Below are 20938 nucleotides of genomic sequence, written 5' to 3' on the forward strand. Positions count from 1 at the left end.
AGACTGCCTGGCTTCGACGACCGAGCCCCTGCGAAAAGCAGTCGGGCCTCATCAGCGAATCACGTTCAACCCGAGTATAGACAGCGACCAATGGCACGCAACGACGCAGGTGAAATGATCTTCATGAAATCGCGAAATCGCCTGCAAGGCCTGCTCTAGACGCTAAGTGGCATAATGGTGGCATCTGCATATACCCAACAGCGCACACGTTTGCGCGATTTATAACAAATGCGTCTTAGGTATTCTGTATACCGAGCTAATTTAGTGTCTTCCGTTTGAAACGTATTGTCCCTGGAGTTGTCATGAACATCGCTGCTGTACGCGAGCAAATAAGCCAAGCCCACGATCACGAACGCCATACCGGCCAACTGAAAGAGCGTCTCGAGCTGCAACTGCCCCATCTGCACCCCTCGATCCAACTGCCTGAGCAGGACGCCCAGGGTACTTTGGCGCGCTTCGTCAGCGCCTATATCGACCAGGTGCCGGAGTTGCTGGAGGCTGCCCACGCGGTGGCGCTCGAGGCCGGTATCGAGTCGCAGATCAAACCTGTACTGAAGATCGCCGAAGCCTATTTCCTGCAGCCGCCGAGCGTGATGCAAGGGCACGTGGGCCTGGACTGCCTGCTGGATGAAGCCTACCTGGCGCACCGTCTGGTGGAGGAGGTGAACGACCTTTATATCCGCCACTTCCAGCAACCACTGATCCCATTCGATACCACCATGGCCAACTTGATTGCCCATCAACTGATCGGAGAGACCTTCGCCAACCAGCTCGATGAGGTGGTGCACCATTCGGTGGATGAAATGCTCAACGAGGAAAGCTTTGCTACCGAATCCGTAGAAGCCTACCGGGAAACCTTGAGCAGCCCGAAGACTGGCGAGGCCTGGAAACGCTGGCCATGCCTGTCGCGCCAGCTGGGTGTCGAACTGGGCCAGCCGGCCTGAGCGCTGCCAGCAGCCCCATGGGAACAGGCTCCAACTGATCGGCTGTACCGCGCACGGATAGATTCTTCCCGCCCCCCCTATCGGGTAGGCATTGACCTAACAAGGCGAGGAAGAACCATGAGCATCAAATGGAACAGGCTCTACACGGACCTGTTACGCGGCAGCCGCTCCACCCTTTGGGGCAACTGGGCCCTCAACCCGGTCATCAAACCCGGTGCAGTAGGCATCATCGACCCGGCTTCCGGCGATTTCACCCTGGTCAACGAAGCGTTGCCCACCGTGCAGATTTCCAATGTTCAGCAAGGGCGCCGCTGGGCCATCAGCTCCAAGGACGTATCACGCAGGGAGACCAAGGCCAATGTTTCAGGGACGGTGATCGACCCTGCCACCGGCGCTCAGGTCAAGCCAGACCTGACGCTAGAGTGGAACTTCGGTAAAGAGGAGTCGATCGCTTCGGAGTTTGCCCTTCATGGTGAGCAACGTCTGAGTGACCTGGCCTTGATCCACGACCAGTACGATTGGCTATATGCACAGGCCGAGAAAGTCGGCATGGCCAGCAATGGCAGGATTGCAGAAGGTTTTGGCGTGGTAACGAGCGTCATTCTGGCCAGTAGCGGCGTGAATGCCGGGGCCAAGAGCAAGAATGCCAAATTCGCCCTTTCGGGTTCAGCCAGCGGCCTGAACACCTTGCTGGGCGAAGACGGTATTTCAGGCAAAGGTGGGGCAACGTTCATTTCCATCCGCGATACCGCTTCGGTGGAATCGCACACGCTGCCTGCTCAAGATGGCCAGGTTGCGACCATCCCGCTGCCTGTGGCCTACAGCTTTGCCTCTTTTGGCCCCGACAGAATGATCATTCCGATCTGGGTGCGCAAAGTTGGCAGCTTGCAACTGCATGTCGACAGCAAGGCCACTTCCGCCACCACCTACATCACCAAGGTATCGATTGCCTATGATCTGCCAGGTGAACGCCGCACCACGGTTGGCCCGATGACCATTTCCGGCGGCCTGTCGCATAACTTCACCATTCCGCTCGGCGCCAGGAATCTCGACTTCAGCGCCGAATTCGTCAACCTGGGCGCCAATCAAACGTTGAAGCGGCACTGGGCGACGCCCCTCAGCCAGTGGGTTGGCGGCAGCCGGACCATCAACCTGTACGGTACCTGGCCCGGCTCGCCCTCCATGCGTGTCGTCGAGGAAGACTGACCTCAACACTCTGCCGCAGTGCGCAAGCCCCCTTCGATACGCCGCTTGAGCCCACGCGGCTCTATGAGCAGGCGTGATCCGGCGCTGCGCTGTGTACGCCCCCAATCTTCCAGTAACTCCAGTACCGAGTGGTCGATGTAACTGAGGTTGGCCAGAGGTACGTGCAGCTGAGTGCCAGGGGGCACCGTTTCCAGCACCTGGGTCAGTGCCGGCACCTTGAGAAAGGTGGCGGCGCCGGTGAGCCGCAGCTCCATGTGCCCCGGCCGGTCCAGGCTGAGCAGGTTGATCTTCAGGCGGGCCGCTTTGAGTGCCAGCTTCAGCAGCGTCAGGGCAAAGCCCAGCAGTACACCGGTCAGCAGATCCGTGAAGATGATCGCCAGCGCGGTAGCTGCATAGGTGAACATGGGCATGCGACCGTAGCGGCCAAGCCCACGAAAGGCCTTGAAGTCCACCAACTTGATACCGGTGTAAACCAGCACGCCCGCCAGGCTTGCCACCGGGATCTGCTGCAGCACACTGCTCAAGACCACCACGAAAGCCAACAGCCACAAGCCGTGGAGGATCGCCGATGCACGGGTTTGCGCGCCTGCCTGCACATTGGCCGAACTGCGGACGATCACTCCGGTCATCGGCAGCGCGCCCAATACACCGCATAGCATGTTGCCGATACCCTGCGCGGAAAGTTCACGGTCGAAGTCCGAGCGCTGGCCGCTGTGCATGCGGTCCACCGCTGCGGCAGACAACAGCGTTTCGGCACTGGCGATGAAAGCCAGGGCGAAGGCGGCCACCAGCAAGGTCGGATCAGCCAGTTGCAGCAAATCTTCGGGGCGCAGCCAGTCGATGGCCTCGGTCAAGTCTGCCGGCACTTGCACGCGATTGACGGGCAGTGCCAGCCACATGCTGACCAACGTCATGCCCGCCACACCGAGCAAGGCCCCAGGTACGAACCGCAGCCGCTGTGGCCGCAAGCGTTCCCAACCCCACATCACGGCGATGGTCCCCACACCGAGCAGGCCGGCCTGCCAGCCACTGCCGGCACTTTCAAAGGGCAGGGCGCTAGCCACTGTAGCGGGGAACCCGATCAGGTTCTGCAAGCCCGAAGGTTGCGGCGCCGTGTCGAACATCACATGCACCTGTGACAGCACGATCAGCACACCGATACCTGCCAGCATGCCGTACACCACCGCCGGGGCGGTGACGCGGAACCAGCAGCCCAGGCGCAAGCGCCCGGCCAGCAATTGCAACAAACCCGCCAGCAGCAGGATCGGCCCGAGCATGGCAACGCCGTGTTGGCGCACCAGTTCGAACACCAGCACGGCCAAGCCCGCGGCAGGGCCACTGACCTGCAATGGCGAACCGGCCAGAAAGCCCACCACGATACCGCCGATGATGCCGGTTATCAGGCCTTTGGCAGGAGGCATGCCCGAGGCGATCGCAATGCCCATGCACAAGGGCAGGGCCACCAGGAAGACCACAACCGACGCCAGCAACTCTCGCGGCAAGGCCGCTTTCAACTGTGTAATGTTCACCGTGTTTCTCCTTTCTCTGTCACATGGCCTTTCCTCTGGCCATGGGCACGTTTGGCCCCTGACAAACGCGCAGGCGCGGGCCGCCAGCGAGCATGCCGGCAGGGCAGTCAGGGAATTCAAGGCAGCCGAAGGCCGCGCCACACCCCTGCGGGGTGCAGCCGGCTATCAAGGTTCTAGCGGTGGATGGGTCGCTTAGTAGCGGCCTCTCGGAGTCGCGCAGGGCACCGGCTCACCGGCGGCCAGGGGCATGAAGCTGTCGCTGGCGGCATCGTAGGCTTCGATCCGGCTGGTCTCGATGTCATAGACCCAACCATGGATGTACAGCTCGCCAGCCGCAAGGCGCGACGCCACCGACGGGTGGGTGCGCAGGTGGTGCAACTGGGCAATGACGTTTTCGCGGGTCAGCACCTGCATGGTTTCATGCTCGCTGCCGCAGGAGCAGTTGTTCTCGACCACGGTGCGTGCCACTTCGGCATGACGCAGCCAGGCGGAAACGGTCGGCATCTTGGCCAGCGATTGCGGGTTGAGTACCGCACGCATCGCGCCGCAGTCGGAGTGGCCACAGATGATGATGTGGTGCACGCCCAGCGCCGACACGGCGTACTCGATGGCGCTGGAAACGCCGCCGTTCATCTGGCCATACGGCGGTACCACGTTGCCAACGTTACGGGTCACGAACAGGTCGCCTGGCGAGCTCTGGGTGATCAGCTCGGGGACGATGCGCGAGTCGGCACAGGTGATGAACATGGCGCGCGGCGTTTGCGCGGTGGCGAGCTTCTTGAACAGCTCTTGCTGCTCGGGGAAGACGTCATGGTGGAAACGCAGGAAGCCGTCGACGATGTGCTTGAGGGCGGCATCGGCGCTCTCCGCGGGGGCCTGCGGAACGACCTTGGATGGGTCCTTGACGGGCATGATTCATCCTCTTGACGGTGAGTTGGTAAATCCATTTTACCGGTGAAAGATTCTGGCTATGCGAGGAATTAGATGACACGCACAGGCCATAGATCACAGTCTTCGTGGACTGGTTTCCTACGCTAGCGGGGAAAACTTAACTGAAACTTAATTCGGAGGCTCTAGAACGGGTGTTCCAGATAGATAAGGCGGGAATTGAATAATAGCAAAAACACATCAAATGCCAAGAGCCCTGAATAAGATTATGTGCTTGGATTAGTTGCATTGAGGGTCAAAACAATGCCATTTGCCCACCGGGGGGACAGAACGCCGAACAATCCAGCATTTGCCCCTCCCGCCCCTCCAAACCCAGCTTGCGCATGGCCTTGGCAAAGCGTTGCGCCAGCAGCTCTGCGAAAATGCCCTCACCACGCATGCGCGCACCGAAGCGGCTGTCATACAGCTCGCCACCCCGGCTCTGGCGAATCAGGCTCAACACATGGCTGGCGCGCTGAGGGTAGTGGTCCTGTAGCCACTGCTCGAACAGCGGTGCCACTTCCAGCGGCAGGCGCAACATCATGTAGGCTGCGTTCTGCGCGCCAGCCTCCTTGGCGGCTTCCAAGAGGTGCTCCAGTTCGCTGTCGTTGATCATGGGAATCATCGGCGAACACAACACGCCCACCGGCACACCCGCCTCGCGCAGCACCCGGATTGCCCGCAGCCTGGCATTGGGCGAGGCCGCACGCGGCTCGAGCACTCGCTTGAGGCCGTCGTCCAGCGTGGTCAGGCTGATCATCACCCGCACCAACCGCTGGCTGGCCATTTCGGCCAGCAAATCCAGGTCACGCAATACCAGCGAACCTTTGGTGACGATGGTCACCGGGTGGCGAAAACGCAACAGGACTTCCAGCAAGCGCCGGGTCAATAGGTGCTCACGTTCGATCGGCTGGTAGGGGTCTGTGTTGGCACCGAGGTTGATGGGGGCGCACACATAGCCCGGCTTGCGCAGTTGCTCGGCAAGCACCTCGGCGGCGTTGGTCTTGGCGATCAGCTTGGTTTCGAAATCCAACCCTGGGGACAAGTCCCAATAGGCGTGCGAGGGGCGGGCATAGCAGTAGATGCAACCATGCTCGCAGCCTCGGTAGGGATTGATGGAGCGATCGAAGGGCAGGTCGGGTGAGGTGTTGCGGCTGATGATCGTCTTGGCCGTTTCAACCCGCACCTCGGTGCCTTGGGTCAATGGAACCTCCTGATGCCAGCCGTCATCCTCAGCCACCGAATGGCTCGGGGCGAAGCGGTTGTGTGGATTATGCGCCGTCCCACGGCCTTTCTGTGGTGCTGGAGGATTCATCGCCAAGCCCTATGCTGTATATATGAACAGTATAGGGGCAAGGCTCATCTTGCCAGCACCTCCGGTCAGGCCAGCCCGTGCCAACTCAGGTAGGGGGCATGGCTTGGGGCGCGCCCAAGGAAGGCTTCAAGGCCCTCGCGCAGTGGCCGCGAAGCGCCGGGCTCGAACAATGCCTGCGCAAGCGCCTGGCCCGTTGCGCGGTCAAGCAAACCGTTCGTTTCAAAACGGGTAAACAGGTCAAACGCGTGCACATCGGCCCACAGGTAAGCGTAATAGCCAGCATCGTATCCGCTGACCAGATGGTCGAAGGCATGCGCGGGGTGCTCGAAATCTGCCAATGGCCAATAGCCGCATCGCTCCCGGGCATCGTCGAGCCGCTGCTCAAGCGTTCTGCCGTCATACGGCGTGCCGTGCAGGTCCAGGTCGAACAGCGCCAGGCTCAGGTCGCGGCCAATTTCCTCGATCCCCTGCTGCTTGAACTGTTTCAGGTACGCTGCAGCGCCAGCCTTGCTCAGCCTGCTGCCAGACTGGTCCGGCACGGCGATGCTGGCCAGGTAGCCGGCATCCCACACCCAGCGCTCCACCAACTTGCCGAACAGTTCCATGCCATCGGTGCCCAGCTCCGAAACATTGGACATGACATTGTTGCTGGTGCGGACCAGCAAGTGATGCAAGGCATGGCCAAACTCGTGATAAAGCTTGCGCAATGCCAGGTGGTCCAAAAGCGGCTCACTCTCGCCCAGCGCTGCCGGGATGTCACTGTTCACCACCACCACCGCTGCATGGTAGATACCCTCGGCATCAATACGCCGGTTGCGCACGTACGTGGTGAACACGGCGTCAGCCTGTTTCCCGGCGTGTTGCACGGCGTCCAGATAGAACAGGCCGATAGGCGCGTGGTCTTGCCAGACCTCAAAGGTCTGCACGCTGGCATCCCAGGCAGGCATTCGGGCTGGACGCAGCTCAAGCCCAAACAGCTGCTGCGCCAGCCGGGCCAGTGCAGTGACCACGGCACTCAAGGGGAAGTGCTCGCGAAACACCTCACTCGGTTGCGCATGCGCCGGCAATGCCTGCAGGTGAATGACATCCCAAGGCTGCACGCGCGTGAGGCCCTGCACGAGCGCCTTCTGCCCAACGCCCTCACGCCATCGTTGCAGGGCGGGTCGTACGCTGGCTGCGAGGGTTTGCAGAAAACCCCGAACAGCGCTGACCGAGCCGGCACTTTTGGTACTCAGGCTCAGCTCGAGGTGGCTGGCAAAGCCGAGCAGGCGGGCTTTGTCATCCAGCAGTTCGGCCAAACGCTGCAAACGCGTACCGTTGTCCTCCTGCAGGTCATTATCGACCCCACGGGTGTGGAAGGCGCGGTAGAGCTTTTCGCGCAGGGGGCGGTGCTTCGCTTGCCGAAGCACCGCCTCGGTTGGGGCGCTTTCACAGGCAACCAGCCAACCTTGCAAGCCAGCCTCGCTGGCCCGGGCGGCCAGCTCATCTCGCAACCGTTGCGAAAGACCAATCAGTTCGGCCTCGTCCTCGATCAGCAACCCCGGCCGGTCGATATCGCGCACAAAGGCCTCCCGCAACGTACCGATCTGCGCTTGCAGCTCGGCGAGGCGGGCTTTGTCGTGTTCGTCCAACGCTGCGCCACTGGTTGCAAACCTGTCGAGATGCCAGCGCAAGGTAGCGCGCTTCATCGCGGCCAGGTTGATGCCGATGTCACTGCGCGCCAACCGTTCATACAAGGCATGCAGCCTGCTGTCGGTATCTTTCTGCTCGAAACGCGCAACTGTTCTGCCATAGAACCCCAGAATGGATTCGGCCCAGTCCTGGTCCCGGCCCACGAGCGGGATGACGGTATACAACGTGCCCGACAACTGCGCGTCCAGCTCATCCACGGCGAGCACCAGGTCGTCCCAGGTGGGCTGTGCCTGCTGTCGTTCGATGATGCGCGCGATACCTTGCTCATGCGCCGAAAACACATGGTCGAAAGCAGCGGCCATGTTTTGCAGGGTTATCGAAGGGAAATCAATAGGGGCGTTGCTGCTTTGCAGGAGGGGATTGTTCATGGTGCATCGCCTTGCTCAGGTTCATGAGCGGGCGAGCATGCCTGCCTGGCGGAGCGGTAGAGGCTTGAATATCTACCACCCCGACGCAGGCGGGCAGGCCTTACTCGGCCGGTTTCTTGAGCTTCGGGTTGGGGAAGAACTGCACCGTCTGCACCTTGGCCGGCGCCGCCTTGGGCGCCAGGTGGTTGACCCGCGTCCCAAGTTCCTTGGGTACCGACAGGCCCTGTTCATTCAAGGTGTCGGTGAAGCCACAGGCTACGCACTCACGGTGCGGCACGTCGTCTTCGCTCCACATCATCAGCTTGTCCGGCTCACTGCACGCCGGGCAGACCGCCCCGGCGATGAAGCGCTTCTTGGTTTTGTTCACAGCTACCTCGCTCATGCCGCCGCGTCCTCACTCAGCCCACAGTGGCGCAGCAATGCATCGATGGAAGGCTCACGGCCACGGAAGTCGACGAACAGCACCATCGGCTCGCGCGAACCGCCACGGGCCAGAATGGCCTCGCGGAAGGCGCGGCCTGTCTCGGCGTTGAGCACGCCTTCTTCCTCGAACCGTGAGAAGGCATCAGCCGACAGTACTTCGGCCCATTTGTAGCTGTAGTAGCCCGCCGCGTAACCGCCAGCGAAGATGTGCGCAAAGCTGTTCGGGAAGCGGTTGTACGCCGGTGGGCGCATGACCGTCACCTCGTCGCGCACGCCTTCAAGCACCTGCAGCACACTGCGGCCGTCGCCGTGGCTGGCGTGCAGCTCGAAGTCGAACAGCGAGAACTCCAGCTGGCGCACCATCATCATGCCGGACTGGAAGTTCTTCGCCGCCAGCATCTTGTCCAGCAGGTCCTGGGGCAGGGCAGCCCCCGTTTCGTAATGGCCGGAGATCAGTGCCAGGCCTTCCGGCTCCCAGCACCAGTTTTCCATGAACTGGCTCGGCAACTCGACCGCATCCCAGGCCACGCCATTGATGCCAGACACGCCAGCATGCTCGATACGGGTCAGCAGGTGGTGCAGGCCGTGGCCGAATTCGTGGAACAGGGTCGTGACTTCGTCGTGGGTCAGCAACGCAGGCTTGCCAGGCGCAGCGGGCGTGAAGTTGCACACCAGATTGGCCACCGGGCTTTGCAGCTCACCACCAGCGGTACGGCGACGGTCGCGGGCACCATCCATCCAGGCACCGCCACGCTTGTTGGCGCGGGCATAGAGGTCGAAGAAGAAGCGGCCGACGTGCTGGCCGTTTTCCTTGATTTCGAACAGGCGTACGTCCGGGTGCCAGCTGTCGAAACCCTTGAGCTCGGCGATTTCGATGCCGTACAGGCGCTGGACGATGCTGAACAGGCCGGACAGCACCTTGTCGATCGGGAAGTAGGCGCGCAGGGTTTCCTGGGACACGCTGTAGCGCTGCTCGCGCAGCTTCTCACCGAAGTAACCGGCGTCCCAACTGGCCAGCTCGGGGCAACCTTGCTCGGCGGCATAGGCCTTGAGCTGCGCCAGGTCCTGGGCGGCAAACGGCCTGGAACGCTTGGCCAGGTCGCGCAGGAAGCTCAGCACCTGATCGCTGGACTCAGCCATCTTGGTGGCCAGGCTCAGCTCGGCGTAGTTCTTGTAGCCCAGCAGCCCGGCCAGTTCCTGGCGCAGGTCGAGGATCTCGCGCATCACCGGGCCGTTGTCGAACTGGCCGGCATTCGGGCCCTGGTCGGAGGCGCGGGTGCAGTAGGCCGCGTACAGCTCTTCACGCAGGGCGCGGTCACTGGCGTAGGTCATCACCGCATAGTAGCTGGGGAATTCCAGGGTGATCAGCCAGCCATCGAGGCCTTTGGCCTGGGCGGCAGCAGCCATCTGCGCCTTGGCCGAATCGGTCAGGCCGGCAAGCGCGGCTTCGTCGGTAACGTGCTTGGTCCAGGCCTGGGTGGCGTCGAGCAGTTGGTTGGAGAAACGGCTGCCCAACTCGCTGAGCTTGCTCTGCACTTCGGCGTAACGCTGCTGCTGGGCAGGTGGCAGGTCGATGCCAGACAGGCGGAAGTCACGCAGTGCATGCTCGAGGATGGTTTTTTGCGCCACATCGAAACCTGCGGCCTCAGGGCTGTTGGCCAGTGCCTCATAGGCCTCGAACAGCGTACGGTTCTGGCCCAGTTCGGTAGAGTAGGCACTGAGCGCCGGCAGGCAGGACTCGTAGGCCTCACGCAGCTCTTTGCTGTTGCACACCGCATTGAGGTGGCTGACCGGGCTCCAGGCAGCGCCCAGGCGGTCATTGAGCTCGTCCATGGCCAGCACCAGGCCGGCCCAGGTGGGGTTCTTGCCTTGCTTTTCGAGGATCTGGGCAATGGCTTTACGGTTATCGGCCAGGATCTCTTCGATCGCCGGCAGCACGTGTTCGGCACGGATCGCCGAGAAGGGCGGCAGATCATAAGACTGCAGAAGCGGGTTGTTCGCACTCACGGTTTGGCTACCTTGGCAGAAGAAACACTGCCCCATCTTAATTACAATCGACGCCGACCGCAGCAGGCAGCCTGCCTATCGGCACAGATGAGAGACCCTATCATGGCCATTCGTAGCTTCCAGCAACACACTCCGAAAGTTGGGCCACGGGCCTTCGTCGACCGTTCGGCAGTGGTTCTGGGTGACGTGGAAATCGGTGAAGACAGCTCTGTATGGCCTTTGACGGTGATTCGCGGCGACATGCACCGCATCCGCATCGGTGCAAGGACCAGCGTGCAGGACGCCAGTGTGCTGCACATTACCCACGCCGGCCCGTTCAACCCGGACGGCTTCCCGCTGATCATCGGCGACGAAGTGACCATCGGCCACAAAGTCATGCTGCATGGCTGTACCCTGGGCAACCGCATTCTGGTCGGGATGGGCAGCACGATCATGGATGGCGCCATCGTCGAAGACGAGGTGATCATCGGTGCAGGTAGCCTGGTGCCGCCCGGCAAGCGCCTGGAGAGCGGCTACCTGTATGTGGGCAGCCCGGTAAAGCAGGCACGGCCACTGACCGACAAGGAACGCGCCTTTTTCCCTTACAGCGCCGGTAACTACGTGAAGCTCAAGGACCAGCACCTGGCCGAAGGCTACGACCGCCCGGAATGAACCTGACTACCGAGACCACCATGCACCAGCAGAATATCCTTTTCGACCTTGACGGCACCCTGACCGACCCGCGCCTGGGCATTACCCGTTCGATCCAGTACGCCCTGGCCAAACTGGGCATCGACGAGCCGGACCTGGCGCGCCTCGAGCACTTCATCGGCCCACCCCTGCTACAGGCCTTCATGCAGTTCTACAGCTTCGATGAAGCCAAGGCGTGGGAGGCGGTGAATTTTTACCGGGAGCGCTTCCGTGTCACCGGCCTTTACGAAAACCTGGTCTTCGAAGGTGTGCCGGAACTGCTCCAGGCCCTGAACGGTCAGGGCCGCACGCTTTACATCGCGACGTCCAAGCCCTGGGAGTTCGCCCGTGAGATCGCCAGGCACTTCGCCTTCGATCATCACTTCAAGGTGATTTACGGCAGCGAACTGGACGGCACCCGCACCAACAAGGTCGAGCTGATTCGCCACCTGCTGGACGAGGAAGGGCTGGACGCGGCGCAGACCCTGATGATCGGCGACCGCAAGCACGACCTGATCGGGGCGCGCAGCAATGGGTTGCAGGCAGTGGCAGTGGGGTATGGGTTCGGCAGCGAAGAAGAACTGAAGGCCCACACGCCTGAATTCCACTACGCCACCTTGGCTGAGATGCATCAAGCGTTCATCAGGGCCTGAGCGCGTATGTAAGGGCCGGCTTGCCGGCGATGGGCCGCAAAGCGGCCCCCAGCGCTCACTGACTGGCCACCAATCGAGCCAACACCGCCTTGCGCTGCTCGGCTGGCAACCGTCCTAACGCTTCTACCTTCCGATAGAAGTGTACCCAATCCCCACCAACCTCGCGAAACACCGCCGCAAACGCCGGCACCCATTGGTCATACAGCCCAAACGGCAATAGCTTGGCATTGCTCATCGGCCCATACATCCAGGCGTCATAACGCTTGTCCCCAGCCCACTGGCTATCTCGAACCTGGCGATAATCGCGCCTCAACCGGTCGAATTCTGCCTGTTTGGCCGCACGTTTGTGCGCATCATCCAGCGGCCCGGCATAGAGCGCCTGCAGCCGCTCGCGGCTGGCCAGAATCAGCCGTATGAACTGGTCACGCTGCAGGCTCTGCTCACCCTGAGTCGCTTCAAGCCCACGAGCGGCGCGCCATTGCCGCGTTCCTTCCTGCTCGACGAACGTGGCGAAGGACTCGTTGAACTCCGTGTCGTCCTGCACATAGACGCGCTGATGCGCCAGTTCGTGGAAGATCAACGTGGCCAGGCGCTCATCACCCCAGCCGACCATCGACGACAGGATCGGGTCGTCGAACCAGCCAAGCGTCGAATACGCCTCGACGCCGCTCACATAGACATCCATGCCCGCCTGGCGCATCACCGCCGCCGCGCCGCGGGCCGCGCCCTGTTGGTAATAGCCGCGGTAGGCGACGCAACCGGCAACAGGGAAACAGTGCGTCACCGGTTGCAGCGAGAGCTCAGGGGTAGCAAACACATTCCACACCACATAGGGCCGCCCAAGGTCGGCATACACCCGATAGCTGCCGTTGTCCGGCAGGCCCAGTCGTTTGCTGGCGAACAGCCGCGCCTGCTCGGCGTGTTGCAGACGGGCCCGCAACTGCGGGCTGGTGGCCGGGTCGGCGAGTACTCGCTCCACCGGCTGACGTGCACGCAACAGTTGCCACTGGCCATCGGCCAACTGGCCGTAATAGGCAAGGCTGCTGCAACCACTGAGCAGAAAGGCGCCCAGCACGGGAACCAAAGTGCTGAAAACGCGGTCGAGTGGCCCAGGGCCTGAGCGCTTCAAAAGAAAAAACCAGACCATCTTGGGCTATCCATTCGCTCACGGCCGATGCGCTCCAAGACTATCTCGCCAAGGGGGAGTTTCGCCATGCGTGCACTGTTCATCGCCAGCTCAATGCTGCTGATGTCTGCCTGTTCGACCCTGCCCGACCCGGACCCGAACCAGGCATGGATCGATCTCACCCCGCACGACGAAACCTCGCTGCACGCGGTGCAGGTGGACGAGCGCGATTGGGCAGACACCCGCTATTTCGAGGTTCAGCCCGGCAGCCACGAGCTGACCGTCCGCTACCAGTTCCCGGTCACACCCAGCAATATCGGCCCGGTCGGGGAACCTTTGTGGCGCGACTGCCAGCTCAATCTGACCTTCAAGGGCTTCAACGCCGGCCAGCGTTATCAACTGCAAGCAGGCAGCATCGGCTTCCGGCCCTGGATCAAGCTCTATGACCACCAGCAGAAACTGCTCAGCCAAGGCCTGCCGGCGGGCTGCCAACGCACCTGAAGCCCGCAAACGGCGCTATGCTTGTAACTTGTGAATCGCAAGTGGGAGTTTCGCCATGCGCCAGCCCATGATGCTGATGGCCCTCAGTGCATTGGGGGCATGCGCCAGCCCCTTGCCCCCCGTAGACCCCAAGCAGGCCTGGGTCGACCTCTACACCATCACGCCCGGCCGAGTCATCATGGCGGACAAGCTCGATGGCAAGCGCCTGGAGGACGGCCGTTACTTCCAGGTCACACCTGGCAAGCACGAACTGGTGGTGCGCTTCGATTATGAAATCTACGGGGGCGGCATGATGAGCCAGCCCAGGGATCGGACCTGTTACCTGACCGTGCGCTTTGACGATTTCAAGGCAGGCGAACGCTATCGCCTGGAGGCGCGTGCACCAGTAATGGAACCACAGGTGCTGCTGTACGACGCCAACCGCACAGTGGTGGTCAACGAACCCAGCAATGTGTTCTGCATTCCCTGAAACCGGGGGGCTGCTTACCAGCCCCGGTTTCAATTGGCGATCATTCGTTCTTCTGATAAATGATCTTTTTGGTCCCGCCATCACAGCTGCCAACGATCATGTTCTGATCCTTGACCTCACTGTTGGGCACGATCTCCAGCGTGTACGACGGCACACCCTGAGCCTGGATCTTGGCTTCGATCTCGGCCTTCAGTTCCTCACACGGCTTGACCGCCGCCACGGCAGATGTGGCCAACAGAGACGCCAACACGGCGATTGCGACGCGTATCATGGCACGGCTCCTGGATGGGCAGCTGCGCTGCCGATGCTGTTTAGACTACAGCAAACCGAAGCTGTTGCGCCGCTTAGCCCACCAGGGTGGCGTCCAGGCTGATCTTCGCGTTCAACACCTTGGACACCGGGCAGCCTGCTTTGGCCTTATTGGCGATTTCAAGGAACTGGGCCTGGCTGGCGCCAGGCACTTTGGCCTTCAGCACCAGGTGCACAGCAGTGATGGCAAAGCCATCGGGCTGTTTTTCCAAGGTCACTTCAGCGATCGTATCGATACGGTCGGGCGTCAGCCCCGCCTCGCCGAGCATCATCGACAGCGCCATCGAGAAGCAGCCGGCATGGGCCGCGCCGATCAACTCCTCTGGGTTGGTGCCGGGCGAGCCTTCGAAGCGGGTGTTGAAACCATAGGGGTTCTGCTTTAGCGCGCCGCTTTCAGTCGAAATAACGCCTTTGCCGTCCTTCAAGCCACCTTGCCAGATCGCCGATGCAGTCTTTTTCATGATGCCTCCTGGTCACTCTGTTACGTATCTATGGGTTCAGAGGCTACTCACCTTCGGCAAGTTCAGATCAATCGCACCGCAAGCATTGAATCTTCCGAATGTGCCCATACAGAGTTTAAAAGGCCTTCGGCCAATCACTTTTGCGGAGGCTCCAATGACGCAGCTGCGTGACCTGAAAATTTCTACCCTCGACCTGGTGCCAGTGCGGGCCGACTCCGGCCCGGCGCAAGCGTTGCGCAATTCGCTGGACCTGGCCCAGCATGTCGAGCGTTTTGGCTACAACCGCTTCTGGGTTGCCGAACACCACAACATGGACGGCATCGCCAGCTCCGCGACCTCGGTGCTGATCGGTTACCTGGCGGGGGGTACTTCAACCATCCGTGTCGGCTCGGGTGGCGTCATGCTGCCCAACCATGCCCCCTTGGTGATCGCCGAGCAGTTCGGCACGCTGGCCAGCCTTTATCCAGGGCGTATCGATCTGGGCCTGGGCCGTGCGCCGGGCTCCGACCAGATGACCGCACGCGCCCTGCGCCGAGAGCGTTCGGGCAGCGCCGACGATTTCCCGGACGATGTCGAAGAATTGTCGCGCTACCTGGGCCCGCGCACAGATGATCAAAAAGTGATCGCCGTACCTGGCCACGACACCGAGGTGCCGATGTGGCTGCTGGGCTCCAGCCTGTTCAGCGCACAGCTGGCCGGCATGCGCGGCATGCCCTACGCCTTCGCCTCGCACTTCGCGCCGCGCTACATGCATGAGGCGATCCGTATCTACCGCGACCATTTCAAGCCCTCTACCACGCTCGACAAGCCATACGTGATGCTGGGCATTCCGATGGTGGTGGCCGAAACCGACGACAAGGCCGAGTTCCTGGCCACTTCGGTGTACCAGCGTATTCTTGCCCTGATACGCGGGCAGAGCCTGATGCAGCGCAAGCCGGTACCGAGCATGGATGGGCTGTGGCTGCCACATGAGCGCGATGCGGTGGGTAGTTTCCTGGGCCTGGCGATGATCGGCAGCCCGCAGAAGGTGAGGGCCAAGGTCGAGGTGCTACTGGAGCAGACCGGGGCGGACGAACTGATCTTTACCTGCGACCTGTATGAGCATGAGGACCGGATCAGGTCTTATGAATTGTTGGCGCAAGCCTTGAAATCTGAGTAGGCCCCAATCGCCGGCAAGCCGGCTCCCACTGGGAACTCCAAGGCCGCGAGATATTGGAAACGCAGTGGGGCAGGCTTGCTGGCGATTGGGCCAGCGCTCAACCCCGCCGGTAGACAATTTCCTTGCTTCCACCTTCACAGCTCCCCACAACCTTGCCAGCGGGATCGCCCTTACTGACGATCTCCAGTGTGTAGCCCTTCACACCTTTGGCATCCAGCTTCGCGGCAATCTCGGCCTTGAGCTCCTCGCAAGGCTTGCCCGCCGCCAGCGCGCCACCCGCCAGCATCATCAGGCCCACCGCCAGAATCAGTTTCTTCATCACTCGCTTTCCTTGTGCAGATGAAAATGGGAAGGGGCGCCAGCAAAGGCGCCCCTGTCTGTATAACGCCATCACGCCGGCCGTTGCCAGCCCGACCCTGTTTCAGCTATTGGCGATGCGAAAGCCCACTTTGAGCGTGACCTGAAAGTGCGCCACCTTGTTGCCTTCGATGTGGCCACGGGTGTCGACCACTTCGAACCATTCCAGATGCTTGATGCTCTTGGCCGCTTCGGCCAACGCATTGTTGATGGCGTCTTCGATGCTGGTGGTCGAGGAACCTACCAGCTCGATCTTCTTGTAGGTGTGATGATCGGTCATGAGCGCTCTCCTTGGGTGACAGTGAAATTGAGCCTAGCAGTGCCGGCCTGGTTTACCTGCGAGCCGTCAGGCTGGGCGAAAGTTCGATCGCACTTTCGCCCCGGGCCGCAGTCGCAATCCATACAGTCCATACTGCAAAGGAGAGTCACCATGCACCGCAATTCGCTGCGTAAAACATCCCTGGAAAGCATGGAAGCGGAGATCGAAAGCCTCCTTAAGAGCCTGGAGAGCCTCAAGCATGATGCGTCGGAGGAGTCGCAGAAGTCCGTGAAGGCAATCCGCAGCAACGCCGAAAGCGCGTTGAAACACTCGCGCAGCCTGCTTAGCGATGCTTATGAGGAAGTGAAGACCCGCACCCGCCAGACCGGTATCGCAACCCGTGATTATGCTCAGGAGCACCCGGTGACCACTGCTGGCGTAGCCATCGGCGCGCTCGGCCTGCTCGCGGCCTACCTGTTGTACCGCCGCAACTAACCTGCCTGCCGCTCCAGTTCGCGGCGCAGCCACTGCGCCAGCTGCTCGGCGCGCCCGTCTGCGGCGCGCCGTGGCACCCACAGCGCCAGCGCCGCTGCAGTAGGGGAAAAGCCCCACGGTGCGCTGAGTCTCCCGGCACGCAAGTCATCCGCCACCAGCGGCTGCGGTGCGATAGCCACCCCCAGCCCTGCCACGGCCGCCTCCAGCAGGTAATACAAATGCTCGAAGGCCTGCCCGTACTGCAGTGCAGCCGGGTCCAACCCCTGTTGTCCGGCCCAGGTCGGCCACGCCTGCGGGCGTGAAGTGGTATGCAGCAAGGCTTCGTCCAGCAGCGCCACGGCGGGCGCACTGCGCAACCGCTCGAAACCGGTAAAGTGTGGGCTCAACACAGGCCCGATACGCTCTTCGGCCAGTACATGTACCTGCATGTCCGCAGGCCAAGGGGGTTCGGCATACACCAACAGCGCATCGAGCCCCGGCCGACGCGGATCAAGGTCGCCTTCCCCTGCTGACAGATGCAGGCGCAGCTCTGGCAAATCCGCCTTCAGGCGCCCAAGCCGGGGAATGAACCATCGCGCCAGCAGGCTACCCGAGCACCCCAGCACGAATGGCGCCTCGCTGACATCCCGGCTGAGTTCGGCGCAGACACTGCGCAGCCTGTCGAACGCTTCACCACTGGCATCACGCAGCCTGACGCCGGCATCTGTGAGTTTGATGCCACGCCCGTCCTTGACGAACAAGGCCACGCCCAGGTGTTCCTCCAGCACCTTGATCTGCCGGCTCACGGCGCCATGAGTCACATGCAGCGCTTCGGCAGCCTGGCTGACGCTATTGAGCCTGGCGGTGGTTTCGAAGGCCCGCAGGGCGTTCAGGGGAGGGAGGTCGTGGGCCATTTTACGTGTGAGTTTTCCTGACAGGTTTGCGCAATCTTATCGGTTTTCAGCCGGGCTTGCCGTGGTTAGAGTAAAGCCCATCACTCATTCATTACGCCCTGGAGCGCCCCATGACCCAGTCCCAATACCGCCCCGGCCCCGACGCCAACGGCCTGTTCGGCTCGTTCGGTGGCCGCTATGTGGCCGAAACCCTGATGCCGCTGGTGCTGGATCTGGCCCGCGAATATGAAGCCGCCAAGGCCGACCCCAAGTTCCTCGAAGAACTGGCCTACTTCCAGCGCGACTACATCGGCCGCCCCAACCCGCTGTATTTCGCCGAGCGCCTGACCGAGCATTGCGGCGGCGCCAAGATTTTCTTCAAACGTGAAGAGCTCAACCACACCGGCGCGCACAAGGTGAACAACTGCATCGGCCAAGTGCTGCTGGCCAAGCGCATGGGCAAAAAACGCCTGATCGCCGAAACCGGCGCCGGCATGCACGGCGTGGCCACTGCCACCGTCGCCGCACGCTTCGGGCTGCCCTGCGTGATCTACATGGGTGCCACCGACATCGAGCGCCAGCAGGCCAACGTGTTCCGCATGAAGTTGCTGGGCGCCGAGATCGTTCCGGTTACAGCCGGCACCGGCACATTGAAAGACGCCATGAACGAAGCCCTGCGCGACTGGGTCACCAACGTCGACGACACCTTCTACCTGATCGGTACCGTGGCCGGCCCGCACCCGTACCCTGCAATGGTTCGCGATTTCCAGTCGATCATCGGCAAAGAGACCCGCGCCCAGTTGCAAGAGAAGGAAGGCCGCCTGCCCGACAGCCTGATTGCCTGTGTTGGCGGTGGCTCCAATGCCATGGGCCTGTTCCACGAATTCCTCGAAGACGAGAGCGTCAAGATCATTGGTGTGGAAGCCGGTGGCCATGGCGTGCACACCGACAAGCATGCGGCCAGCCTCAACGGTGGCGTACCCGGCGTGCTGCACGGCAACCGCACCTACCTGCTGCAGGACGGTGACGGCCAGATCACTGACGCCCACTCGATTTCGGCCGGCCTCGACTACCCGGGCATCGGCCCCGAGCATGCCTACCTGCATGAAGTGAAGCGTGTGGAGTACGTCAGCATCACCGACGATGAGGCCCTCGACGCGTTCCACGCCACCTGCCGCCTGGAAGGCATCATCCCGGCCCTGGAAACCTCGCACGCCCTGGCTGAAGCGATCAAGCGCGCGCCGAACCTGCCCAAGGACCACCTGATGGTCATCTGCCTGTCAGGCCGTGGCGACAAAGACATGCAAACCGTGATGAACCACATGGCCGCCCAGGAGAAACAGGCATGAGCCGTCTTGAACAACGCTTTGCCGAGCTGAAAGCCGAAGGCCGCTCCGCACTGGTCACCTTCGTCACTGCCGGCGACCCTGGCTACGATGCCTCGCTGCAGATCCTCAAGGGCCTGCCGGCGGCCGGTGCCGATGTGATCGAACTGGGCATGCCGTTCACCGACCCGATGGCCGATGGCGTAGCCATCCAGCTGGCCACGCTGCGTGCGCTGGAAGCAGGCCAGAACCTGGCCAAGACCCTGCAGATGGTGCGTGAATTCCGCGTCGACAACCAGGCCACACCGATCGTGCTGATGGGTTACTACAACCCGATCCACCGCTTTGGCGTAGAGAAATTCGTCGCAGAAGCCAAAGAAGCGGGTGTCGATGGCCTGATCATCGTCGACCTGCCGCCGGAGCACGATGCTGAGCTCGCTACCCCGGCCCAGGCCGCTGGCATCGACTTCATTCGCCTGACCACCCCGACCACCGACGATGTGCGCCTGCCACGGGTGCTGGAGCGCAGCTCGGGGTTCGTCTATTACGTGTCGGTGGCAGGCGTGACCGGCGCCGGCTCGGCAACCACCGAGCACGTCACCGAAGCCATCGCCCGCCTGCGTCGGCATACCGACCTGCCGATCAGCGTTGGCTTCGGCATTCGTACGCCAGAGCAGGCCGCAGCGATTGCGCGCCTGGCTGATGGCGTGGTGGTAGGTTCGGCGCTGGTCGACAAGATCGCCCAGGCCAAAGACGCCGATCAGGCTGTTGCCGATGTATTGAGCCTGTGCTCTGCGCTGGCTGAAGGTGTGCGCGGCGCTCGGCGCTGAGCCGTGTGGCTTCTTCGCGGGTTTGTCCGCGAAGAAGCCAACACATCGCTAACCGCCAAAAACCGATAATTTCAAAGGCCGCAAAGCCCCCATCCAGATCGCATGATCGCGGTGATCCGCCAGCTCATCCCCAGTCAGCGGGTGCAGAAACACCACCAACCCCTTGCGATACAACGCCAACCACGGCAATACCACCCCCAACACCTCCGGCCCGAACGCCAGCTGGCAGCTCCAGTCCGGGTGCGGCCCTACCGGCTTCTCATGCATGCGCCCCATGGTCACGGGGAACAGCCGCGCCGCCTCCTCGCACAGCTCACGCGCTTGCTCGATAGTCGATGCGTCGTAATAAACGTGGGCGTGATAGCCCTTGATCCTCTGCACGATGTCTCCTGATTGCGGTCAAACCATCACCCACCTGCAAGGGGAGTGATGCAGTGAAAAATGCCGAAACCCCAGTATTCAAGCTGGTGCTGTTCGGGGCTCAAAGCAGCCTGGGCAGTGCCCTGATGGTCGAGTTGCTGTCACGTCAGCACGAGGTCACTGCCGTGGTCGATGACCTCAACCGCCATGCGCCGCGCCCGGGCCTGCATTTCAAGATAGGCGGGCTGGGTGATGCCGACCAGGCGGAGCAGGGCGCAGCAGGGCGCAGCAGGGGGCTCGGCGGTGATTGCCCTGTTGTCGGCGCTGGCGCCGGGTGACCTTGCAGCGCAAGGGCAGATGAGCGAAGCGTTGGTGGCCGGGCTTTCTCGCACGACTATACGCCGGGTGCTGCTGGTGGGCGATTTTGATGTGCTGGATGCGCCGGGCAAGTACACCGAAGCAGAACGTGAGTGCGTGGACCAGGTTGTGGATGCGCTGCAACGCAGCCCATTGCACTGGACGTTGATCAATGCGCCACAGGCACTCATGGACCTGGAGCGAATGGCAGCGGGGATGGCCGATATGCTCGAGCTGGATCTGCATCGGGGCGAGCATCTGAACTTCGTGACGTAGAGCCCCAGGGCCTACAGGTACTGCGCAAGCTCAAGTCCTGCCACGGACC

At 61.9% G+C, this 20938-nt stretch carries 23 protein-coding genes and 1 pseudogene; 11 read left to right on the forward strand and 13 right to left on the reverse strand.

Going from position 1 to position 20938, the window contains the following annotated elements; translation table 11 throughout:
- The first annotated feature begins 302 nt into the window (after nt 1–302).
- Both ACMGGN_RS21860 and ACMGGN_RS21865 read left to right on the forward strand, forming a co-directional pair.
- Nucleotides 303–944 (forward strand): hypothetical protein, encoded by a 642-nt coding sequence (locus ACMGGN_RS21860; protein WP_012312073.1) that lies wholly within the window; start codon nt 303–305, stop codon nt 942–944.
- Between the two features lie 117 nt (nt 945–1061).
- A complete protein-coding gene (locus ACMGGN_RS21865) occupies nt 1062–2150 on the forward strand; it encodes a hypothetical protein (protein WP_115273254.1) in 1089 nt (362 codons plus the stop codon).
- Nucleotides 2151–2152: 2 nt separating this feature from the next.
- Here the strand turns inward: ACMGGN_RS21865 and ACMGGN_RS21870 are convergent, their stop codons facing one another.
- The 6 genes from ACMGGN_RS21870 to prlC all read right to left on the reverse strand — a co-directional run bounded on the left by ACMGGN_RS21870 (nt 2153) and on the right by prlC (nt 10411).
- Entirely contained in the window at nt 2153–3679 is a 1527-nt protein-coding gene (locus ACMGGN_RS21870) for a SulP family inorganic anion transporter (protein ID WP_046786823.1), read from the reverse strand.
- Nucleotides 3680–3871: 192 nt separating this feature from the next.
- On the reverse strand, nt 3872–4591 hold the full coding sequence (locus ACMGGN_RS21875; protein ID WP_012312070.1) for a carbonic anhydrase: 720 nt from the start codon (nt 4589–4591) through the stop codon (nt 3872–3874).
- 271 nt (nt 4592–4862) lie between these two features.
- Nucleotides 4863–5921, reverse strand: a complete 1059-nt coding sequence (locus tag ACMGGN_RS21880) for a PA0069 family radical SAM protein (RefSeq protein ID WP_281869644.1) — start codon at nt 5919–5921, stop codon at nt 4863–4865.
- Between the two features lie 65 nt (nt 5922–5986).
- Nucleotides 5987–7981 (reverse strand): M3 family metallopeptidase, encoded by a 1995-nt coding sequence (locus ACMGGN_RS21885; protein WP_414156295.1) that lies wholly within the window; start codon nt 7979–7981, stop codon nt 5987–5989.
- 100 nt (nt 7982–8081) lie between these two features.
- A complete protein-coding gene (locus ACMGGN_RS21890; protein ID WP_046786820.1) occupies nt 8082–8363 on the reverse strand; it encodes a YheV family putative zinc ribbon protein in 282 nt (93 codons plus the stop codon).
- Nucleotides 8360–10411, reverse strand: a complete 2052-nt coding sequence (prlC, locus tag ACMGGN_RS21895; protein ID WP_256672043.1) for an oligopeptidase A — start codon at nt 10409–10411, stop codon at nt 8360–8362. Before prlC ends, ACMGGN_RS21890 begins: the two co-directional genes overlap by 4 nt.
- Nucleotides 10412–10513: 102 nt before the next feature.
- Between prlC and ACMGGN_RS21900 the strand changes: the two genes are divergently transcribed.
- Together ACMGGN_RS21900 and ACMGGN_RS21905 are read left to right on the forward strand one after the other, a co-directional pair.
- Nucleotides 10514–11062, forward strand: coding sequence for a gamma carbonic anhydrase family protein (locus tag ACMGGN_RS21900; RefSeq protein ID WP_039603776.1), 549 nt, complete (start codon nt 10514–10516; stop codon nt 11060–11062).
- Nucleotides 11063–11082: 20 nt separating this feature from the next.
- Nucleotides 11083–11733 carry an HAD family hydrolase gene (locus ACMGGN_RS21905; protein ID WP_237859798.1) on the forward strand — a complete coding sequence of 217 codons (651 nt, stop codon included), beginning with the start codon at nt 11083–11085 and terminating at the stop codon, nt 11731–11733.
- Between the two features lie 55 nt (nt 11734–11788).
- Here the strand turns inward: ACMGGN_RS21905 and ACMGGN_RS21910 are convergent, their stop codons facing one another.
- Complete coding sequence (locus tag ACMGGN_RS21910; protein ID WP_237859691.1) at nt 11789–12862, reverse strand: aminopeptidase; 1074 nt, start codon at nt 12860–12862, stop codon at nt 11789–11791.
- A gap of 84 nt (nt 12863–12946) precedes the next feature.
- Between ACMGGN_RS21910 and ACMGGN_RS21915 the strand changes: the two genes are divergently transcribed.
- Together ACMGGN_RS21915 and ACMGGN_RS21920 are read left to right on the forward strand one after the other, a co-directional pair.
- On the forward strand, nt 12947–13360 hold the full coding sequence (locus ACMGGN_RS21915) for a hypothetical protein (protein ID WP_046786819.1): 414 nt from the start codon (nt 12947–12949) through the stop codon (nt 13358–13360).
- Between the two features lie 55 nt (nt 13361–13415).
- A complete protein-coding gene (locus ACMGGN_RS21920) occupies nt 13416–13829 on the forward strand; it encodes a lipoprotein (RefSeq protein ID WP_046786818.1) in 414 nt (137 codons plus the stop codon).
- 40 nt (nt 13830–13869) lie between these two features.
- Here ACMGGN_RS21920 and ACMGGN_RS21925 read toward each other — a convergent pair whose 3' ends face one another.
- Together ACMGGN_RS21925 and ACMGGN_RS21930 are read right to left on the reverse strand one after the other, a co-directional pair.
- Nucleotides 13870–14100 (reverse strand): DUF1161 domain-containing protein, encoded by a 231-nt coding sequence (locus ACMGGN_RS21925; protein ID WP_046786817.1) that lies wholly within the window; start codon nt 14098–14100, stop codon nt 13870–13872.
- Nucleotides 14101–14173: 73 nt separating this feature from the next.
- Complete coding sequence (locus tag ACMGGN_RS21930) at nt 14174–14599, reverse strand: OsmC family protein (RefSeq protein WP_204919256.1); 426 nt, start codon at nt 14597–14599, stop codon at nt 14174–14176.
- A gap of 154 nt (nt 14600–14753) precedes the next feature.
- Between ACMGGN_RS21930 and ACMGGN_RS21935 the strand changes: the two genes are divergently transcribed.
- The gene (locus ACMGGN_RS21935; RefSeq protein ID WP_125924435.1) at nt 14754–15758 is read left to right on the forward strand and encodes an LLM class flavin-dependent oxidoreductase; all 1005 of its coding nucleotides are present in this window, start codon (nt 14754–14756) and stop codon (nt 15756–15758) included.
- Between the two features lie 97 nt (nt 15759–15855).
- Here the strand turns inward: ACMGGN_RS21935 and ACMGGN_RS21940 are convergent, their stop codons facing one another.
- Nucleotides 15856–16077, reverse strand: a complete 222-nt coding sequence (locus ACMGGN_RS21940) for a DUF1161 domain-containing protein (RefSeq protein WP_046786815.1) — start codon at nt 16075–16077, stop codon at nt 15856–15858.
- Between the two features lie 102 nt (nt 16078–16179).
- Nucleotides 16180–16395 carry a dodecin gene (locus ACMGGN_RS21945; protein WP_012312056.1) on the reverse strand — a complete coding sequence of 72 codons (216 nt, stop codon included), beginning with the start codon at nt 16393–16395 and terminating at the stop codon, nt 16180–16182.
- 150 nt (nt 16396–16545) lie between these two features.
- On the opposite strand from ACMGGN_RS21945, the gene ACMGGN_RS21950 reads away from it, so the two are divergent.
- Nucleotides 16546–16869: a DUF883 family protein gene (locus ACMGGN_RS21950; protein WP_012312055.1), complete on the forward strand. Its 324-nt coding sequence runs from the start codon at nt 16546–16548 to the stop codon at nt 16867–16869.
- Here ACMGGN_RS21950 and ACMGGN_RS21955 read toward each other — a convergent pair.
- Nucleotides 16866–17762, reverse strand: a complete 897-nt coding sequence (locus ACMGGN_RS21955) for a LysR family transcriptional regulator (protein ID WP_046786814.1) — start codon at nt 17760–17762, stop codon at nt 16866–16868. The two genes, ACMGGN_RS21950 and ACMGGN_RS21955, sit on opposite strands and share 4 nt — an antisense overlap.
- 110 nt (nt 17763–17872) lie before the next feature.
- Here ACMGGN_RS21955 and trpB point away from each other — a divergent pair, with 110 nt between their 5' ends.
- Complete coding sequence (gene trpB, locus ACMGGN_RS21960) at nt 17873–19090, forward strand: tryptophan synthase subunit beta (protein WP_039603723.1); 1218 nt, start codon at nt 17873–17875, stop codon at nt 19088–19090.
- A complete protein-coding gene (gene trpA, locus ACMGGN_RS21965) occupies nt 19087–19896 on the forward strand; it encodes a tryptophan synthase subunit alpha (protein ID WP_115273221.1) in 810 nt (269 codons plus the stop codon). Before trpB ends, trpA begins: the two co-directional genes overlap by 4 nt.
- Before the next feature lie 48 nt (nt 19897–19944).
- Here the strand turns inward: trpA and ACMGGN_RS21970 are convergent, their stop codons facing one another.
- Nucleotides 19945–20277, reverse strand: a complete 333-nt coding sequence (locus ACMGGN_RS21970) for a DOPA 4,5-dioxygenase family protein (RefSeq protein ID WP_012312051.1) — start codon at nt 20275–20277, stop codon at nt 19945–19947.
- Between the two features lie 53 nt (nt 20278–20330).
- Between ACMGGN_RS21970 and ACMGGN_RS21975 the strand changes: the two are divergent.
- Nucleotides 20331–20889 (forward strand): annotated as a pseudogene (locus ACMGGN_RS21975) (NAD(P)H-binding protein).
- Nucleotides 20890–20938 lie beyond the last annotated feature (49 nt).

It is taken from the genome of Pseudomonas sp. BNK-30 (assembly GCF_047456185.1).
Lineage (GTDB): Bacteria > Pseudomonadota > Gammaproteobacteria > Pseudomonadales > Pseudomonadaceae > Aquipseudomonas > Aquipseudomonas putida_E.

Bases quoted from the DNA above. Each gene is read 5' to 3' on its own strand.
- ACMGGN_RS21860 (WP_012312073.1), top strand. From the start codon at position 303: ATGAACATCGCTGCTGTACGCGAGCAAATAAGCCAAGCCCACGATCAC.
- ACMGGN_RS21865 (WP_115273254.1), top strand. From the start codon at position 1,062: ATGAGCATCAAATGGAACAGGCTCTACACGGACCTGTTACGCGGCAGC.
- ACMGGN_RS21875 (WP_012312070.1), bottom strand. From the start codon at position 4,591: ATGCCCGTCAAGGACCCATCCAAGGTCGTTCCGCAGGCCCCCGCGGAG.
- ACMGGN_RS21880 (WP_281869644.1), bottom strand. From the start codon at position 5,921: ATGAATCCTCCAGCACCACAGAAAGGCCGTGGGACGGCGCATAATCCA.
- ACMGGN_RS21885 (WP_414156295.1), bottom strand. From the start codon at position 7,981: ATGAACAATCCCCTCCTGCAAAGCAGCAACGCCCCTATTGATTTCCCT.
- ACMGGN_RS21890 (WP_046786820.1), bottom strand. From the start codon at position 8,363: ATGAGCGAGGTAGCTGTGAACAAAACCAAGAAGCGCTTCATCGCCGGG.
- ACMGGN_RS21900 (WP_039603776.1), top strand. From the start codon at position 10,514: ATGGCCATTCGTAGCTTCCAGCAACACACTCCGAAAGTTGGGCCACGG.
- ACMGGN_RS21905 (WP_237859798.1), top strand. From the start codon at position 11,083: ATGCACCAGCAGAATATCCTTTTCGACCTTGACGGCACCCTGACCGAC.
- ACMGGN_RS21915 (WP_046786819.1), top strand. From the start codon at position 12,947: ATGCGTGCACTGTTCATCGCCAGCTCAATGCTGCTGATGTCTGCCTGT.
- ACMGGN_RS21920 (WP_046786818.1), top strand. From the start codon at position 13,416: ATGCGCCAGCCCATGATGCTGATGGCCCTCAGTGCATTGGGGGCATGC.
- ACMGGN_RS21925 (WP_046786817.1), bottom strand. From the start codon at position 14,100: ATGATACGCGTCGCAATCGCCGTGTTGGCGTCTCTGTTGGCCACATCT.
- ACMGGN_RS21930 (WP_204919256.1), bottom strand. From the start codon at position 14,599: ATGAAAAAGACTGCATCGGCGATCTGGCAAGGTGGCTTGAAGGACGGC.
- ACMGGN_RS21935 (WP_125924435.1), top strand. From the start codon at position 14,754: ATGACGCAGCTGCGTGACCTGAAAATTTCTACCCTCGACCTGGTGCCA.
- ACMGGN_RS21940 (WP_046786815.1), bottom strand. From the start codon at position 16,077: ATGAAGAAACTGATTCTGGCGGTGGGCCTGATGATGCTGGCGGGTGGC.
- ACMGGN_RS21945 (WP_012312056.1), bottom strand. From the start codon at position 16,395: ATGACCGATCATCACACCTACAAGAAGATCGAGCTGGTAGGTTCCTCG.
- ACMGGN_RS21950 (WP_012312055.1), top strand. From the start codon at position 16,546: ATGCACCGCAATTCGCTGCGTAAAACATCCCTGGAAAGCATGGAAGCG.
- ACMGGN_RS21955 (WP_046786814.1), bottom strand. From the start codon at position 17,762: ATGGCCCACGACCTCCCTCCCCTGAACGCCCTGCGGGCCTTCGAAACC.
- trpB (WP_039603723.1), top strand. From the start codon at position 17,873: ATGACCCAGTCCCAATACCGCCCCGGCCCCGACGCCAACGGCCTGTTC.
- trpA (WP_115273221.1), top strand. From the start codon at position 19,087: ATGAGCCGTCTTGAACAACGCTTTGCCGAGCTGAAAGCCGAAGGCCGC.